The following is a 16,563-nucleotide window of genomic DNA, read 5'->3' on the forward strand; positions in this document are numbered from 1 at the left end:
GGCAAGGGGCGGGCTGCTGCTATGCCCGTGTCGATTGGCATCGTTGCAGTTGTCGCCAGACCCTTTGGCGCAAAGCGGCCATTGGTGAACCGCGAGATATTGTCTGTCGTCGCAAGATAGGTTTTGCCAGCGGTCTGAAGCCCGGCGACCCACCGCCACGACAATGTGTTGCTCGCGGCGTCCGCGTCAACCAAATGGCGCAGAAAAAAGTCGGCTCCCAACGCCCAGGGAAGGCGAAGCGTGAAGATCCAGATGGACGAAAACCACATTCTGGCGTGGTTGTGCAGATAGCCTGTTTCAACAAGCTCGCGGGCCCAGTCGTCAAAGCCTTCGATGCCAGTTTCGCCTGCTTCCGCGCTGCGAATTGCGCGGGCGTTGGGAAAGCTGTCGCGCTGCCGTTCGCATTCTTCAAGGAACTGAGACCAGACCGATGGACGCATCTCCAACCAGCCCTTCCAATAGGTGCGCCACAAAACTTCCTGCACATATTTCTCTGCCACAGGCAGGCTATGTTGACCAAGCGCCGCGCCGATGACCTCTTGTTCGGTAATTAAACGATAGCGGAGATATGGCGAAAGCTTGGACACGGCCCCTGCTTCATCCGGACCGGGGTCGGTGTTGCGGCCCGAGGCATAAGCTTGCCCAGCGCGCGGCGCGAACTGCGTGAGGCGGGAAAGCGCGAAGCTGCGCGTCGCAGGGAAGTTTTCGAGGATCATTTGGGGACCAGTAATTTTTGCAGGCGTGGCCTGAGTTTGAGAAAGCGGAGGTAAAGGCTTTCAAGAAGGCTTAGGATGAAAGCGTTGCGCGCCACGAAACCAAGCGGTTTCAGCAAAGGGATAGCCCGCCACATCGCCGCAAACGCCGCTGCGCCAGATAGAATGACGCCATCTTCGCGCGCATGAAAGCGTGCCAGCATCAGTTGCCGGTCAAGCGGACAGACGGCATCGTCGGGCGCGATATCGACAAAATCGATCGCCCCGCGCCGGTCAAGCCGCTGCATCAGCGCAATCTCGCGAATACATAGGGGGCACGCACCATCGTACCAGATCGTCAATTTGGACATTGGGTCTCTTTACCCCTGCTGTGTGAAACTGTCAGGCTGGGCATTTGCTGGTAGCGTCGCGAATGCATGTACCCAAAAAAAAGGACGCTGTTTCCAGCGCCCTTCAGATTTTCCGGTAAGGAAACTTCTATTCTGCTTTTTCGTAATATTGCGGCGCCGCTTCGTTCAGAATGACGAGTATTTTCTGGAGCGCCGCTTTTTCATCGGTCTTTTCCATCGCGGCAAGCTCACGTGCCAACCGGCTTGATGCGGCTTCAAATATCTGCCGCTCGGAATAGCTCTGCTCGGGCTGATCGTCAGGACGGAACAGATCGCGCGTCACTTCGGCAATCGAAACGAGATCGCCCGAGTTGATTTTCGCTTCATATTCCTGCGCACGGCGCGACCACATGGTGCGCTTCACCTTGGGCTTGCCGGTCAATGTGTGCATCGCTTCCTTGAGCGTCTTGTCGCTCGACAGCTTGCGCATGCCGACGCCTTCGGCCTTGTTGAAAGGCACGCGGAGCGTCATTTTTTCTTTTTCAAAGCGCAGGACATAGAGCTGAAGCTGCATACCTGCGATTTCGGAATCCTGGAGTTCAATTACGCGTCCTACCCCATGCTTGGGATATACTACATAATCGCCTACATCAAACATCGCCGCGTTGGACGTCATATTACGACCTTTCTGATTATCCGGGAGAATAGCTTTTCGGACACCTTAATGATGTCCATAAGACTTTTGTGTTCGTCCCTTGCGTCATGATCCTGCTTCAGCCCGTTTTAGGTGCGCAGTCATCGGCCATTTTTGGCCTGTGACACGCAGTGTAACAGATTCGCAACAAAAATTCAATGCCTGCTGTAAAGAGTGTCAATAGCGCAAATTAAATTGCGCTCAGTTTTCTCACCCGGTCGCCCATATCGTCGGCCGAACTGGCGCTAATCGGCGTTATATCGGCCGAGTTCATCCAGCAAAGATCCATATGCCCGAGCACGCGTTCGTCATGGCTGCGGATGGTTACAGGCGATATCGGCTGCCGGTCGCGTTCATCAACCAGCACGGGGTTGGACAACACACCAGTGCCCCATTTTTCGCCCCATTGGCGCAAGGCGATCATCGTGGGCAGCAGGTCCAGCCCCTTTTCCGTGAGCCGATATTCCACCTTGCGCCGGTCATCAGGGCAGGGTGTGCGGTGCAAAATCCCGCTTTCGGTCAGCCTTGTAAGCCGGTTTGCCAATATGTTGCGGGCAATGCCAATCTCGGAAAGATACTCTTCAAAGTGACGCACGCCGTTAAAGGCCGCGCGCAGGATCATGAATGACCAGCGTTCACCCATTGCCTCCAACGCAGTTGGAAGGCCGCATTCGGCCAGTTCCTGTAACGGTTCGCGCAATTCGCCCATGTAACATCCTCTCAGCCGCAGATTGCGACCCTCGTCAAAAATAATCAACTGAATATGCAAATATCAGTTGCAAAAAGAAACCTATAATAATAAGTAGTGATTCGCAACTGATTTACCAGAAGCGCAAAGTGCTGACGAGGGACCAAAGTTCCCGCCTGTATTTTGAAAGTTTAGCAAAGCTAAAGGAAAACAAGATGACTCTCTCCCATGTTTCCGCCCGTCTGGGCGCACTCGTTGCTGCCTCCGCCTTGAGCGCGACCCTTTTGTTCGTTGCCCCGCAGGCCCATGCAGCGACCAACAGCACGTATTACAAAATTGAACTGGCGCAGCCTACGACAGCTAAGCCTGAATTGCTGCGCAGCGTTTTCGTCAAGTGCGAAGGCAACAACTGTCGCGCGCCGATGGCGTCGACTGCACCTAAGAACATGTGCATCAGCATCGCCCGCAAGTTCGGCGAAGTTGCGGCATTCTCGGCTGGTGAGCGCGTGTTCACCGCCGCAGAAGTTGCAGCCTGCAATGGCGGCAATGCAAAGGCAATCGCGAAGAACTAAAGCAGCCCCGGAATTTTTCGGCTCCGCTCTCCTCCTTATCCCATCGCTGCATCTTGCGTGTAGCATCAGGGGCCGAAACCAGACTGCGCCGGAGGGAACTCCCTTCCGGCGCATTTTTGTAGAGCGATAAATTGGTTGGAAAGTCACATTAAGGTCTCACCTGAAACGCCGTGGCGGTGGTACATCCCGGCTGGAAAGACCAAACGCTATAGATCTTGGGTGCGGCCCTTTTTCGGTATGCCCGCGGTCTAACCACTGTCCCACTTTGTCGGGGTTCTGCTCGGCCAGAAACGTAGGCAAAATTCCGTCCGCCGCGTCGGCAAGGTCAAGCGCATCCTCAAATGTTTCCGCATCCATCAATGCCTCGGGTGGAGCGGGCAACTGCGGTTCCATCGCCCGCAAACTCATTTCGAGATTTTTCGACGACGCTGAAGCGATCCCCGTTACGTCCGGGGCATATCGCTCCGGCTTGAGATGGCGCAACAGGAAGGTCAAAAGCCGATCATTATATACGCGCTTGGTGCAGATCACATCGCCATATTCGTCATAAACATTGTGCTCGACGCCCTCAATCGCGCGTTCGAATGCGATGTCTTCAAGCGCGGTGCCCGCGTGCTGGCGCGCAGCATCCCATGCGCGGGCAAATGACGCGCCATGGGCTGAACGACGAAGCCGATTGGCGGATTCGCGACTCATTCCCACCGCTCTGGCGGCGTGACTGACTAGCCCTGTGTCGGCCAGAGTCTCGATGAATCGCCTCTGTTTTTCTTCGGTCCACCCGTCATGGCGCGGTCGCCGCCGAACCGGCACCCAGCGATATTCCGCCGGATCATAATATTCCGGTTCGGACGACGAGCCGTCATTTTCCTGTGTATCGGGTTTGGCGGCCAAATTGGCGCTTTGCGCATCGCAGACGGAGTTCAACGCTTCGTCAGGGCGGTTAGATGATGTTGGTTCCTGTGTCATTCAACAGTATAGAACATATTGAATATATTGTAGGAAAGTGTTTTTTCGTCATGCGCAGATACGCAGGGTTTGCGGCATATTGTGGGGACGTCTTTTGAGGGAGGCAGACCTTGGTTGCTGCAATTCGTTGGCGCGAGCGCACAAATAAAGCCATTTTCAGGTTGCATCGCAGCGTAAAAGACACAAGTTGGAGATATGATGCGGCAATATGAACTGGTGGAGCGCGTGCGGGCTTATACGCCTGACGTCGATGAAGATCGGCTCAACCGCGCTTATGTCTTCACCGTTCAGATGCACGGCGCGCAAAAGCGCGCATCGGGTGATCCCTATTTCAGCCACCCCGTCGAGGTCGCTGGCCTGATGACTGACCTGAAAATGGATGAGGACACGATCATCACCGCTCTGCTCCATGACACGGTGGAAGATACGCTGACGTCGATTGAAGATGTCGAAGCGCGCTTTGGCCCAGAGGTCGCACGGCTCGTGGACGGCGTGACCAAATTGTCGAAAATCGAAGCCCAGACCGAGGACGAGCGCGCGGCGGAAAATCTGCGTAAGTTTCTGCTCGCGATTTCGGACGACATCCGCGTGCTGTTGGTCAAGCTGGCCGATCGGTTGCATAACATGCGCACGCTGCATTTCATCAAAAGTCCCGAAAAGCGCCGCCGGATTGCCAAAGAGACGATGGATATCTACGCCCCGCTCGCCGAGCGGATTGGCATGTATGAATATATGCGCGAAATGCAGTTGCTCGCCTTTGAACAACTTGAGCCCGAGGCGTATCAGACGATCACCGGACGGCTGAAACAGATCCGCGAAAAAGCCGATGTGGAAATCGACCAGATCAACCAGACCATCGCTTGGGAAATGGAGCAAGCGGGGCTTAAGATTAAGATCTCGGGCCGCGAGAAGCATCCATATTCGATCTGGAAAAAGATGCAGGAACGGCATGTTGCGTTCGAACAACTGACCGATATCAACGCGTTTCGCGTGATTACCGAGACAACCGAAGATTGTTACCGCGCCTTGGGTGTGTTGCACCGCCGCTGGCAGATGGTGCCGGGCCGGTTCAAGGATTTCATCTCAACGCCAAAACGTAATGGCTATAAATCGATCCACACGACCATCATGTTTGCCAAAAACATGCGGGTTGAGGTGCAGATTCGCAGCGCCGATATGCACCGAAGTTCCGAACACGGCTTTGCTGCGCATTGGGCGTATAAACAGTCGGACAAGCCAGATGGGCAGGCAGGCTGGCTGCGCGACCTGATCGAAATTCTGGAAACAAGTCAGGATGCCGAAGACGTGCTCGAAAACACGCGCATGGCGATGTATCAGGACCGGATTTTTGCCTTTACCCCCAAAGGCGCCCTGCACCAGTTACCAAAAGGGTCGACCGTTGTGGATTTTGCTTATGCGGTTCACACCGATCTTGGCGACAAGACTGTGGGCGCAAAGGTCAACGGCCGCCATGTGCCGTTGCGCACGCAACTGAACAATGGCGACATGGTCGAAATCCTGAAATCCAAGGCGCAAGAGCCGCAGCAAACCTGGATGAATTTCGTCACCACGGGCAAGGCGCGGGCTGCCATTCGCCGCCATGTCCGACACCGCGAGCGCGACGAGCTCGTGGCGATTGGCCGCAAGCTCTATGAAGAGATCGCTGCGCGCATGCCGGGCAAGATCGGCAAAAAAGCGCTGACGGCGGCGGTCACGCGGTTGAAATTGGAAGATGAAGATGAACTGATGCACCGCATCGGTTTGGGCAAGATTAACGACCGAGCGTTGATGGAGGCGCTGGTTCCCGGCTTTGACGCCGATGGGGTAAACTTTGATTTTCCGGGGCAGGAACGCGCGATTTCGATCCGTGGCTTGACTCCCGGCGTTGGCTATCATCTCGGCGAATGCTGCCACCCCATTCCCGGCGACCGGATTGTCGGATTGCGCAAGCCCGGGCAACCGGTTGAGGTGCACACAATCGAATGCGACCGGCTGGCAAGCGGGGAAGATGCCGACTGGGTCGATCTCAGCTGGGGGCAGGGAAGCGAAGGCGCGTCAGCGCGGCTGCGCGTTATCATCCACAACCGGCCGGGAACCCTGGGCGAAATTGCGGGGATATTCGGCTATCACAAGGCGAATATCATCAACCTGCGCATGACGGCGCGTGATGTCGAGTTTCACACGTTCGAGGTAGATCTGGAGGTGCATGATCTCCAGCATTTGATGCGCATAATCTCGGCGCTTCGCGCGTCAGAGGCAGTGGCTACCGCGGACCGTGTTTACGACTAAGTTTAGTCTTCGCTGATCTCGTCGCCGGGTTGGGCATATACAAATCGTTTGGCCAGATCAAAACCATGTCCGGCGCGCAAGAACGCATTTAACTGTTTCTGCCGCTTTTCGGGCGGCGCCGGGTCTTGCGCAAATGGCCCAAGCCGCTTTCGCCGCGCAAAGTTTTCAGCGGCGTGAAATACGCTTTCCTCCATATGCGCTTTGGCCGAGATCGCGTCTGCGTCACCGATCCCGCTGGCGCGTAGATCCTCGTTCAGCCGCCGTTCGCCAAAGCCCCGACGCACGAACGAACGGCTGCGGGCCTCCGCAAATTGTGCATCGTTGATATAGCCCAATTGCGTAAATTGTTCGGTCAGCGCAGCAATGTCAGCCGGTCGCGCGTCGTCCCATCCGCGCTCGCGCAATTTGCGCGCGAGATAGCCCGCCAATTTCGCCTGCGTCGTTGCGTATTTGCCAACATAATGCAGCGCCAACTGCCGCATCCTTTCGTCATTTAACGGTGGAGGTGGCTTTTTGTCGGAGCGGGCGCGGTTCACGCCCTATTCTTGCCACAGTCGGGTCGAAATTTGAACTGGTATCGGCGGCTAAGGGTGCAGACTAACAATAAAAGCATGGGCAAATGCCCTTACAACTATGGGAAATATTATGAGCGCAATGGCATCCACGCCGACGAAGGACAGCTTGCAACGCCGTTTTTCCGATTTTGCGACGCTTGGCGCGGCGCTCGATTATGCAGCTCAAGGCAAACGCGGCCTTAATTTCCACGACATGCGTGGTCAGCTGGCACGCCCTTATCCTTATCACGAAATGCGCGAAGATGCGTTGAAAATGGCGTACCGCCTGATCAGCCACGGCGTGCAGAAGGATGACCGGATTGCCTTAGTCGCCGAAACCGGGCCGGATTTTGCCGCTTTGTTTTTCGGTTGCGTCTATGCGGGCGCATGGCCAGTGCCACTGCCACTGCCAACGTCGTTTGGCGGCAAGGAAAGCTATGTTGACCAATTGTCGGTCCAACTGAAAAGTTGCGATCCGAAGATTTTGTTCTTCCCTGCCGAATTAGCAGATATGGCGAACGACGCTGCGCGCGCCTGCGGAGTTGAAGGTGTCGACTGGGAAAGCTTTAGCGACCGGATCGCGCTGAGGACCGAATTGCCACAAGCCCAGACGGACGAAATCTGTTATCTGCAATATTCGAGCGGATCGACGCGCTTTCCGCATGGTGTCGCGGTGACGCACAAGGCTTTGCTCAACAATCTGTCGGCGCATTCCCATGGCATGGAAGTGACCGAGAATGACCGCTGCGTATCATGGCTCCCATGGTATCACGACATGGGGCTTGTGGGCTGTTTCCTGTCACCGGTCGCGAACCAGGTTTCGACAGATTATATGAAGACCGAGGATTTTGCGCGGCGTCCATTGGCCTGGCTTGATGTAATCAGCGCGGCCGACGGCACCGTCATCAGCTACTCGCCGACCTTTGGCTATGATATTTGCGCGCGTCGGGTTTCGAGCCAAACGCACGTGAACGATCGGTTTGACCTGTCCAAATGGCGGCTTGCAGGCAATGGCGCGGACATGATCAGGCCCGACGTTATGCAGGCATTTGTCGATGCCTTTGGCGAAGCTGGTTTCAAAGCGTCGTCGTTCCTGCCGAGCTACGGCCTCGCCGAAACGACGCTTGCGGTATCGATCATGCCGCCGGGTGAAGGCATTCAGGTCGAGCTGGTTGAAGAAACCGAGCTGACTGGTCATCCCGGCGCGCCCGACCGGCCCGTCCGCTACCGCGCGATCGTCAATTGCGGCCGCGCAGTCAAGGACATGACCATCGAAATTCGCGACGAAAACCGCGAGCCGCTTGCCGATAGGACGATTGGCAAAGTGTGGTGCACGGGCCCGTCGTTGATGAAGGAATATTTCCGCGACAAGGAATCGACCGATGCTTGCCTGATTGATGGCTGGCTTGACACTGGCGACATGGGATATCTGTCGAACGGCTATATCTACATCGTTGGCCGCGCCAAGGACATGATCATCATCAACGGCAAGAACCACTGGCCGCAGGATATTGAATGGGCGGTGGAGCAATTGCCCGGGTTCAAGGCGGGTGACATTGCGGCCTTTTCGGTGACCACACCCGGCGGCGAAGAGACGCCAGCCGTGCTGGTGCAGTGCCGCACTACTGACGAGGTCGAACGGGCCAAGCTGCGTGAACAGATCCGCGACAAGGTGCGGTCAGTGACGGGTATGAACTGCGTCATCGAATTGGTTCCGCCACGGACTTTGCCGCGAACAAGCTCGGGCAAGATGAGCCGCGCGAAGGCCCGAAACCTGTATCTGTCGGGTGAAATCCAGCCTTACGCAATTGCCGCCTGATCTGTTCGGGCGGGTGCAATTTGCCCCACCCAGCAAGGACGTAAATCGCGCAGGACGGCGAAATTGATGTAACACACTGTATCACAATGGGTTTTATTTCGCTTTTTTAAGACAGTTTTTTCGACCATCCTTACCTTTGGGTAACGTTATTTTCCTAAATTGCGGGCGTGATCAAATATAACGCGTCCTTCGAACTACCAACCGAGCTGTCTTACAAGGCATTGCTTGGACTTGCCGAGCCCGTCGGACTTGACGGCGCTGTCATGCGCGAGATCCAAGGACGCATCGTGCAGCGACGTAAAACATTGCGCGTTGCGCTGAACCTAGCCTTCGCGATCATGGTCATTTTGCTCTATCGTGGCACAGCGCCCAATTGGTCAATGATCGCCTGGGCGTCGCTATTTTGCAGTTTTCACACAATCACATTTTTTCAGTTTGGTGCGAAATCCATATGGGAGACACCGCAATATAACTTAAGCGATGTCCGGCGGTTAAACACCCATTCTGCGCTTACCGCTATCATGTGGGGATCAACCTTTGTGATATTGGGCACCAGCGGTTCTATCATGGACATGCTTGGTTTGTGGTCGATTGTGCTTGGGTTGATGGTCTATGCATCGCTGTTGCTGCCGACTGCGCCGATGGCTGCGACCATCTTTATCGGGGTGACCAGCCTTTGTGCAAGCTTGGGCTTTGCCTTTCATGGTGGCTATTATTTGGCATTTGCCGCGCTTGGCATCGGTGCCTTGCTGGTCATGGCGTGCCTGCAAACTGCCCGGGCGCAGATATTATACGAGGTAGCCAGCAGCATATTGCAGGAAAAATCTGAGACGGTGAGCCTTCTCCTGCGGGAATTTGAAGACAGTGGAGCGGATTGGCTGTGGCAGACCGATGTGTCGCGTTGCGCCACGCAAGTGTCCCCGCGCTTTGCGTATGCACTTGGCACGGATACGAAGTCGGTGGAGGGGCAGCCCTTGCTAAAACTGATTGCCGGCGATGCGTGGGAGCAAGGTCAATATCCCGCGGAACTGCACGAGCTGGCTAATCGGCTCAAACGACGCGAGTCATTCAGCAACCTAATCGTACCAGTCCTGTCCAAAGGCGTGCAGCGTTGGTGGGAATTATCCGCCTCGCCGCGCCATGCTGACGACGGCAGCTTCATGGGCTTCCGTGGCGTCGGGTCAGATGTGACCGAGCAACGCGAGTCCGCAAACAAGATTTCGCATCTGGCACGCTTCGATACTTTGACCGGTTTGCCAAACCGGATGTTGTTGACCGAGACATTGGCAAATGCGTTGAAAGACGCCGACAAATGGCGGCGGCGCTGTGCCTTCTTGATGATTGACCTGGACCGCTTTAAGGCGGTCAATGATACGCTTGGCCATCCGGTAGGCGACCGATTGCTGGCGCAGGTTGCGCGGCGTTTGAAGTTAATCATGACTGACAATGAATTGTGCGGGCGTCTAGGTGGCGACGAATTCGCGGTAGTGATTAAGGACGCAACCGATACCGGTTACGTGGCCACGCTTTCCCGCCGAATCATTGAAAGCCTTTCGCGGCCTTATGAGGTTGACCAAAATACGCTGTTTATCGGTGCCAGCGTCGGCAGCGCGATTGGCCCCGTTGATGGACGCTCGGTCGACCTTTTGATGCGCAGCGCCGATCTGGCTTTGTACCGTTCAAAGGACCAAGGCGGAAACACGCATCACAGTTACCAACACAAGCTGCATGCCAATGCGGAAGAGCGCCGCTTGATGGAATTTGAGCTTCGCGCTGCGCTCGAAGGTGACCAATTCCACGTCGAATATCAGCCCGTGGTCAATGCCAGCGCGGAAAACGCGCTTGTCGGCTTTGAAGCCTTGCTACGCTGGGTCAATCCGAAATTCGGCCTTGTCTCGCCTGCCAAATTTATCCCGGTTGCTGAAGATGCCCGGCTTATTGTGGCAATTGGCAACTTTATTTTACGAAGGGCATGCCAGGACGCGATGAGTTGGCCTGAATCCACCCGAATCGCGGTAAATATTTCGGTTGATCAGCTCACCAGTGCGAATTTCGTGGAAGCCGTCATTTCTGCGCTGCACGACAGCGGACTGCCAGCATGGCGTCTTGAACTTGAAGTCACCGAAAGCATATTCTTGCGTGACGGAACTATGGCTGTGCAGGTGCTTGACCGTCTGCGCGGCCTTGGCATAAAATTGTCGCTTGATGATTTCGGCACCGGATATTCATCGCTTGGCTATTTGCGCAACGTCAGGTTTGACACGATCAAGATTGACCGCAGTTTTGTACAAGGCGCCGCCAAGAACAAGGCAGAGAGCCTTGCGATCATCCGGGCGGTTGTCGCGCTTGCCGACAGCCTGAATATTGCGACGACAGCCGAAGGTGTTGAGACCGAAGGTGAGTATGTCATGGTCCAGCAACTTGGCTGCAAAAAAATCCAGGGCTATTATTTCGGGCGGCCAATGCTTTTCGACGACAGCCTTGCCCTATTCAACGGACCGCAACGCGAGGTCGCGTAACCTTTATTACAATATCTCGAAAATCTTATCCTGTGGCCGGCAAAGGCGAACACCTTTATCCGTCCGCACAAAGGGCCGTTCGACCAAAATCGGGTGCGCGACCATTGAGTCAAGGATTTGGTCGTCAGATGCGCCGTCAATCAGACCTAATTCCTCCGCCGGAGATCCGCGGGTCCTAAGCGCCTTGCGCGGCGTAAGGCCAGCGTCCTTGAAGAGCTGTACGAGCATCGCACGGTCAAAAACCTGCTTTCGGTATTCGTTCACTTCTACGGTCACGCCCTCTGCCTGTTGAAGGATTTCGAGGGCCTTTCGCGATGTTCCGCAATCGGGGTTATGCCAAATTGTTGCATGCATATATCTGATCTCCATCGGACATTTTGACGTGAGCGCATCTAAGTCAGCAAGATGCAAAAGCAATCCAACATTTTTTACAATTTTCAATTGCGTCTGATAACGATTCGCAATAGTGGGAGGAAATAATATTGCGAACCATTCGCAACAATGTCAAAAAAGGTTTCAAATGCGCCAAATATCCACGTCTATCGTCGCCTTGTTGTCAGCAACATTATACATGCAACCTGCATTTGCTGAAGAAGCCGCCTTTGACGCCGACGCGAGTGACGATAGCAGGACGATCGTCGTTACCGGATTAAGTGATGGCTATCTCGCGTCCAATTCGGTCACGGCAACAAAGACCGACACGCCGCTGCTCGACATTCCGCAGACTATCAACGTGGTTACGCGCGCGCAGCTGGACGATCAGGCGCACCATTCGCTCGCCGATATCTTGCGCTACATCCCCGGCACAACGGTTGGACAGGGTGAGGGGAATCGTGACCAGATTACATTGCGCGGTCAAAACACGACCGCTGACTTCTTCCTCGATGGCGTACGTGACGATGTGCAATATTATCGCGGCCTGTATAATATTGAACGTGTCGAGATCCTGAAAGGGCCTTATGCGCTGATTTTTGGTCGCGGCGGCGGCGGCGGAATCATCAACCGAGTCCAAAAATCTCCTTTGGCTGATGATGTGATTTATGCAGGACAAGCCAGCGTCAACAGCTTTGGCGCGTATGATGTGTCAGCTGACCTCAATGCGCCCTTGAGTGACAGCGCAGCCGTGCGGGTCAATGCCGTTTATGAAAATCTCGATAGCCACCGTGATTTCGTTGGCGGCGAGCGATATGCATGGAACCCTTATATCGCGTTCAAACTTAGCGATGCATGGAGGCTTGGGCTCTCTTACGAATATGTAAACGACGACCGAACCACCGACCGCGGTGTTCCTTCGATCGCGACCACAGCCGGCCAGCCCAACCGACCGATTTCCGGATATCGTGACCAGTTTTTTGGGATACCGGGCGTCAATCGCACTCGGCTGGAAGCGCAAATTGCAAAATTGCGGCTGGATGGTCAGCTTGCCCCGAATTTGAGCTTCAGCGGCACAATGCTCTATGGCGATTATGATAAAATTTATGTGAACGTGTACGCCAACGGCTCAGCCTCGGCGCAGAACGGAAACGTTGCATTGGCGGCCTATAGCGACCCGACCAAGCGCGAGAATTTCATCGCACAAGCCAATCTGGTCTGGGATGTGGAAACGGGTCCTCTGGCGCATAAAATCCTGATCGGTGCGGAATATGGGGACCAGAGTTCGACCAATAGCAGGACTAACGGCACGCTTTCAAACGCCACCCTAAACCTTGCCAATCCGATTTTTCCGACAGTCAGGTTCAATACGCCAAACCGTCAAACGGTGTCGGACGTCAAATTCTTCTCGGCTTATGTGCAGGACCAGATTAGCCTTGGCGACCATATCGATGTCGTTGCGGGCCTGCGCTATGACAGCTTTGATATCAGCGGGATCGATCTGTTTCCAGCGGTCGACCGGCCGTTTGCACGCAAAGATAAAAAGGTCAGCCCCCGGCTTGGCCTCATTTTCAAGCCGCAAGACACTATCTCGCTGTATGGCAGCTACAGCCAATCGTTCCTGCCGCGCTCCGGCGACCAGTTTCTGTCGCTGACGGTATCGCAGCAGAATTTGGCACCAGAGAAATTCACCAATTATGAAATCGGTGCAAAATGGGATGTACGTCCTAATTTCAACCTTACATTCGCCGCTTTCCAGCTTGAGCGCAGCAACGCAACCACGCCGGACCCACTTAACCCGCTTGTCAGCATCAACATTGGCATGACCCGCACGCAGGGGATCGAACTGGCAGCCACCGGTCAGATTACGCCTGCATGGCAGGTCCACGGCGGTTACAGCTATCAGGACGCAACGTTAGCGGGCAATGACAGCATACGTTTGGGTCAAGTGCCCAAGCATCAAGCGAGCCTGTGGAATCGTTTTGAGGTCAGCGATGCATTTGCAGCGGGTCTTGGCATCATTCACCAGTCGAGCCAGTTTGCAGCGATTAGAACCGCGGCCAATACAACTTTATTGCCCGCATTCACGCGCGTTGATGCGGCACTTTATTATGATGTAAGCGACGCAGTCCAGGTGCAACTGAATGTGGAAAATCTGTTCAACACCACATATTTTTCGGATGCGCACAACAATAACAACATATCGACCGGCGCGCCCATCAATGGCCGCTTCACGATACGGGCAAAGTTCTAAGCTGCGCTAACGGCAGCGGCATGTGCCTTGGCGTTGTGGACATAATGCGCAACGCCAAGCCGCATACCCATTACAGCGGCTTCATCAAGGTCGCGCAAGAAACGCGCGGGCGATCCTGCCCATAATTGCCGCGTCTCGATACGCTTGCCCTGCGTCAGCATCGCACCTGCCGCCAGCATAGCGTCACTTTCAATAACTGCGCCGTTCATGACAGTGGCCGAAAGTCCGACAAAAGCGCGATCATGCAAAACGCATCCGTGGAGCATGACATTATGCCCGACAAGCACGTCATCGCCGATGATGGTTGGAAAGCCATCCTCAACGCCCGGGATCGGACCATCGCAATGGACAACGCTGCCGTCCTGGATATTCGTTCTCGCGCCGATGACGACGCGGTTAACCTCTGCCCTGATGACGCAATTGTACCAGACGCTGGCTTCCGCACCGATGGAAACATCGCCAATGATGCGGCAACCCGGCGCAATGAAGGCGCTTTCGTGGATATGCGGCGTTTTGCCGTTCAATGTGACGATGCTGACATCGCGCCGGTTGTTCGTCATTCTTTTTTCCAAAACATGAGATGCGGAAGTACCGACGCATAATCGTCGGTCCACGCGCGCGTATCGTTCGATGCTGGCAATTCCAGCCATTGGTCAGCATCATAAAATGCGCTCTTTTTGGCATCCATCTTTCCCGTAAGCTGAGCCAATTTTTGAGGGTCCCGGCTGAGTGCGATCCACACCGATGGCCGCGCGCCCCTGCTGACCATTTTTTCGGTCGGTCCGTCATGCCGCAGCGCCGCGACCCAGCCATTCAACTTCGCTTCCGCAGCAACTACTGGCTTGAGGTCGATATAGCGGTTTGAAATATGGACGAGCAACATTCCGCCGGGTTTAAGCGCACGGCCATATGTCTGAAACGCCTCCTTCGTCAGCAAGTGCAGCGGAATAGCGTCCGACGAAAAGGCGTCGAGCACCAGAACATCAAATTTACCCTTTGGCACCTCAGCAATCGTCAGCCTTGCGTCGCCCAAGGTTATAATGGCATCCGGCGCACATTTTTCGAGGAAGGAAAAGATTTTTCGGTCGCGTGCAATCTCGATGATCAACGGGTCGATTTCGAAAAATTGCCACGTCTGACCAGGCTTGCGGTAGCAGGCGAGCGTTCCGGTGCCGAGACCGACAATACCGACACTTGCGCCATTGCCATAAAGTTCAGGCGTCTTTGCAAGTGCGAGGCCAACGCCCGATTCTGGCGTGTAATAGCTGATGGGGCGGGTAGGTTCGTCCAGCAATTGCATGCCATGCATCGTGGTGCCATGCGTCAGCCAGCGTACCCGGCCGCTGTCCGATGAATTGACTGTGTAAGTGCCAAAATAGCTGCGCATACGCGCGCCATCCATGCTCAGTTGCGCATTATAATAGCCGCCGTTTAGAGTGAGCAAGCCAGCCATGGCGAGCAGGAACGGAACGCGAAAGCCGGCGACTAAAGCCCCGACCACGATGACGATCGACGCCATGATGACTTTCGGCACAGTCATGACGTAGGGTTCGGATACTGCTCCATATATCCCGAGAACAAGTGCCATAACGCCAGACGCAGCCATCACATAAGCCACCTTGCCATCGGTCTTGTCGAACGACACCAACGTAATCTTTGGCAAAAGCAACGCCGCTGCGAGGATCAGGATCGGATGCTCCCACGTCCAGTTGAACAGCAACGGGGCGACGATCGCGCAGAATAGGCCACCCACGACGCCGCCAACCGACATCATCAGGTAAAAGCCCGTCAGCTGACTTGGCGCCGGACGCGTCCGATACATTTCATTGTGCAAAGCCACGGCAACCGCGAATAACAGGCCCAGACTTGCAACGAGGCCGTTGATCGCGCCTTTAGTGCCTTGCAGAAAAATAAAGGACCCGGCGACAACCATGACCAGTGGTGCCAACCGGCTGATCCAATAAGCGGGCCGTTGATTGTCGGCAAAAGCGACACTGAAGCTCAGCAGATAAATGGCCAGCGGTATGACCCACAAAAGCGGCATTGCCATAAGGTCGGTTGTCAAATGCGACGTTGTGGACAACATCAGCCCCGATGGAACAGCGGCAAGTGCAATCCAGTACAACCGGCGACGCCAGCTTATGTGTTCTGTTGGTTCGGCTGGTTCGGCGCTAGTGAACAGACTGCCCGACGCATGCCATACCTTCAGCGCGCAAATCGCGACCAACGCCATCAACAGCAGGTAAATCCCGCTCCACAGCCATTTCTGGCTGTTTAGGGCCGTGAACGGCTCAACGAGCAGCGGATAGGTCAGCAAGCCTGCAAAGCTGCCGATATTCGAAGCAGCATAGAGCGCATAGGGTTCACCTTTGTTACCCGAAATCGCATACCATCGCTGCATCAGCGGTGCTTGGGCAGCGACGACAAAAAAGAGCGGGCCAATCGATGCCACCAACAACCACGGAACCCAAAAAATGGGTGATCCGTCAGCTGGAGGGTTCATGTCCACAAGCCCTAAAGGAAGCCACAGCAGCGCAACGGCAAATAACGCGATATGGATCATGGCCTGACGGCGGGCAGGTTCGCGCGCCAGACGGTGCGCATACGCATAGCCAGCGAGGAGTAGCGCCTGATAGACCAGCATCGCGCTGTTCCATACGGCAGGCGCGCCGCCAAGGCGGGGAAGGGCCATGCGGGCAATCATGGGCTGAACAAGGAAGAGCAGAAAGCTGCCCGTTAAAATGGTCAGCAGGAATAGCCCCCGGCTTCCCCGCGCTTCAGTCCCGTTCATGCA

Annotated in this window: 14 protein-coding genes; 5 read left to right on the plus strand and 9 right to left on the minus strand. The window is 55.2% G+C overall.

The genetic code is table 11. From position 1 onward, the window contains the following. The 4 genes from ACLL9E_RS05770 to ACLL9E_RS05785 form a co-directional block, all read right to left on the minus strand. The coding region (locus tag ACLL9E_RS05770; RefSeq protein ID WP_411290788.1) for an FAD-binding domain-containing protein at positions 1 to 716 on the minus strand (716 nt) is incomplete at its 3' end. After that, positions 713 to 1,063 carry a thiol-disulfide oxidoreductase DCC family protein gene (locus tag ACLL9E_RS05775; protein ID WP_411290789.1) on the minus strand — a complete coding sequence of 117 codons (351 nt, stop codon included), beginning with the start codon at positions 1,061 to 1,063 and terminating at the stop codon, positions 713 to 715. The genes ACLL9E_RS05775 and ACLL9E_RS05770, both read right to left, overlap by 4 nt. Positions 1,064 to 1,190: 127 nt before the next feature. Then, the gene (locus tag ACLL9E_RS05780) at positions 1,191 to 1,718 is read right to left on the minus strand and encodes a CarD family transcriptional regulator (RefSeq protein ID WP_295489585.1); all 528 of its coding nucleotides are present in this window, start codon (positions 1,716 to 1,718) and stop codon (positions 1,191 to 1,193) included. Positions 1,719 to 1,926: 208 nt separating this feature from the next. Continuing rightward, the gene (locus ACLL9E_RS05785; protein WP_411290790.1) at positions 1,927 to 2,445 is read right to left on the minus strand and encodes a winged helix-turn-helix transcriptional regulator; all 519 of its coding nucleotides are present in this window, start codon (positions 2,443 to 2,445) and stop codon (positions 1,927 to 1,929) included. A 194-nt stretch (positions 2,446 to 2,639) separates the two neighbouring features. Here ACLL9E_RS05785 and ACLL9E_RS05790 point away from each other — a divergent pair, with 194 nt between their 5' ends. Next, positions 2,640 to 2,996 carry a CC_3452 family protein gene (locus ACLL9E_RS05790; protein WP_411290791.1) on the plus strand — a complete coding sequence of 119 codons (357 nt, stop codon included), beginning with the start codon at positions 2,640 to 2,642 and terminating at the stop codon, positions 2,994 to 2,996. A 156-nt stretch (positions 2,997 to 3,152) separates the two neighbouring features. Here the strand turns inward: ACLL9E_RS05790 and ACLL9E_RS05795 are convergent, their stop codons facing one another. Next, positions 3,153 to 3,962 (minus strand): hypothetical protein, encoded by an 810-nt coding sequence (locus ACLL9E_RS05795; RefSeq protein ID WP_411290792.1) that lies wholly within the window; start codon positions 3,960 to 3,962, stop codon positions 3,153 to 3,155. 195 nt (positions 3,963 to 4,157) lie between these two features. Between ACLL9E_RS05795 and ACLL9E_RS05800 the strand changes: the two genes are divergently transcribed. Continuing rightward, positions 4,158 to 6,251 (plus strand): RelA/SpoT family protein, encoded by a 2,094-nt coding sequence (locus ACLL9E_RS05800; protein ID WP_411290793.1) that lies wholly within the window; start codon positions 4,158 to 4,160, stop codon positions 6,249 to 6,251. Positions 6,252 to 6,253: 2 nt separating this feature from the next. Here ACLL9E_RS05800 and ACLL9E_RS05805 read toward each other — a convergent pair whose 3' ends face one another. Further along, a complete protein-coding gene (locus ACLL9E_RS05805) occupies positions 6,254 to 6,787 on the minus strand; it encodes a regulatory protein RecX (protein WP_411290794.1) in 534 nt (177 codons plus the stop codon). Positions 6,788 to 6,896: 109 nt separating this feature from the next. Between ACLL9E_RS05805 and ACLL9E_RS05810 the strand changes: the two genes are divergently transcribed. Both ACLL9E_RS05810 and ACLL9E_RS05815 read left to right on the plus strand, forming a co-directional pair. Further along, on the plus strand, positions 6,897 to 8,624 hold the full coding sequence (locus tag ACLL9E_RS05810) for a fatty acyl-AMP ligase (RefSeq protein ID WP_411290795.1): 1,728 nt from the start codon (positions 6,897 to 6,899) through the stop codon (positions 8,622 to 8,624). Positions 8,625 to 8,791: 167 nt separating this feature from the next. Continuing rightward, on the plus strand, positions 8,792 to 11,143 hold the full coding sequence (locus ACLL9E_RS05815) for a putative bifunctional diguanylate cyclase/phosphodiesterase (RefSeq protein WP_411290796.1): 2,352 nt from the start codon (positions 8,792 to 8,794) through the stop codon (positions 11,141 to 11,143). A gap of 6 nt (positions 11,144 to 11,149) precedes the next feature. Here the strand turns inward: ACLL9E_RS05815 and arsC are convergent, their stop codons facing one another. Further along, positions 11,150 to 11,497, minus strand: a complete 348-nt coding sequence (gene arsC, locus ACLL9E_RS05820; RefSeq protein ID WP_411290797.1) for an arsenate reductase (glutaredoxin) — start codon at positions 11,495 to 11,497, stop codon at positions 11,150 to 11,152. Between the two features lie 217 nt (positions 11,498 to 11,714). Between arsC and ACLL9E_RS05825 the strand changes: the two genes are divergently transcribed. Further along, the gene (locus tag ACLL9E_RS05825) at positions 11,715 to 13,769 is read left to right on the plus strand and encodes a TonB-dependent receptor (RefSeq protein WP_411290798.1); all 2,055 of its coding nucleotides are present in this window, start codon (positions 11,715 to 11,717) and stop codon (positions 13,767 to 13,769) included. Here ACLL9E_RS05825 and ACLL9E_RS05830 read toward each other — a convergent pair. Beyond that, positions 13,766 to 14,329, minus strand: a complete 564-nt coding sequence (locus tag ACLL9E_RS05830) for a gamma carbonic anhydrase family protein (RefSeq protein ID WP_411290799.1) — start codon at positions 14,327 to 14,329, stop codon at positions 13,766 to 13,768. The two genes, ACLL9E_RS05825 and ACLL9E_RS05830, sit on opposite strands and share 4 nt — an antisense overlap. Continuing rightward, positions 14,326 to 16,560 carry a fused MFS/spermidine synthase gene (locus ACLL9E_RS05835; RefSeq protein WP_411290800.1) on the minus strand — a complete coding sequence of 745 codons (2,235 nt, stop codon included), beginning with the start codon at positions 16,558 to 16,560 and terminating at the stop codon, positions 14,326 to 14,328. The genes ACLL9E_RS05830 and ACLL9E_RS05835 overlap by 4 nt, the downstream gene beginning before the upstream one ends. Between the last annotated feature and the right edge of the window lie 3 nt (positions 16,561 to 16,563).

Source organism: Sphingorhabdus sp. (assembly GCF_046596595.1).
Classification (GTDB): Bacteria; Pseudomonadota; Alphaproteobacteria; order Sphingomonadales; family Sphingomonadaceae; genus Sphingorhabdus_B.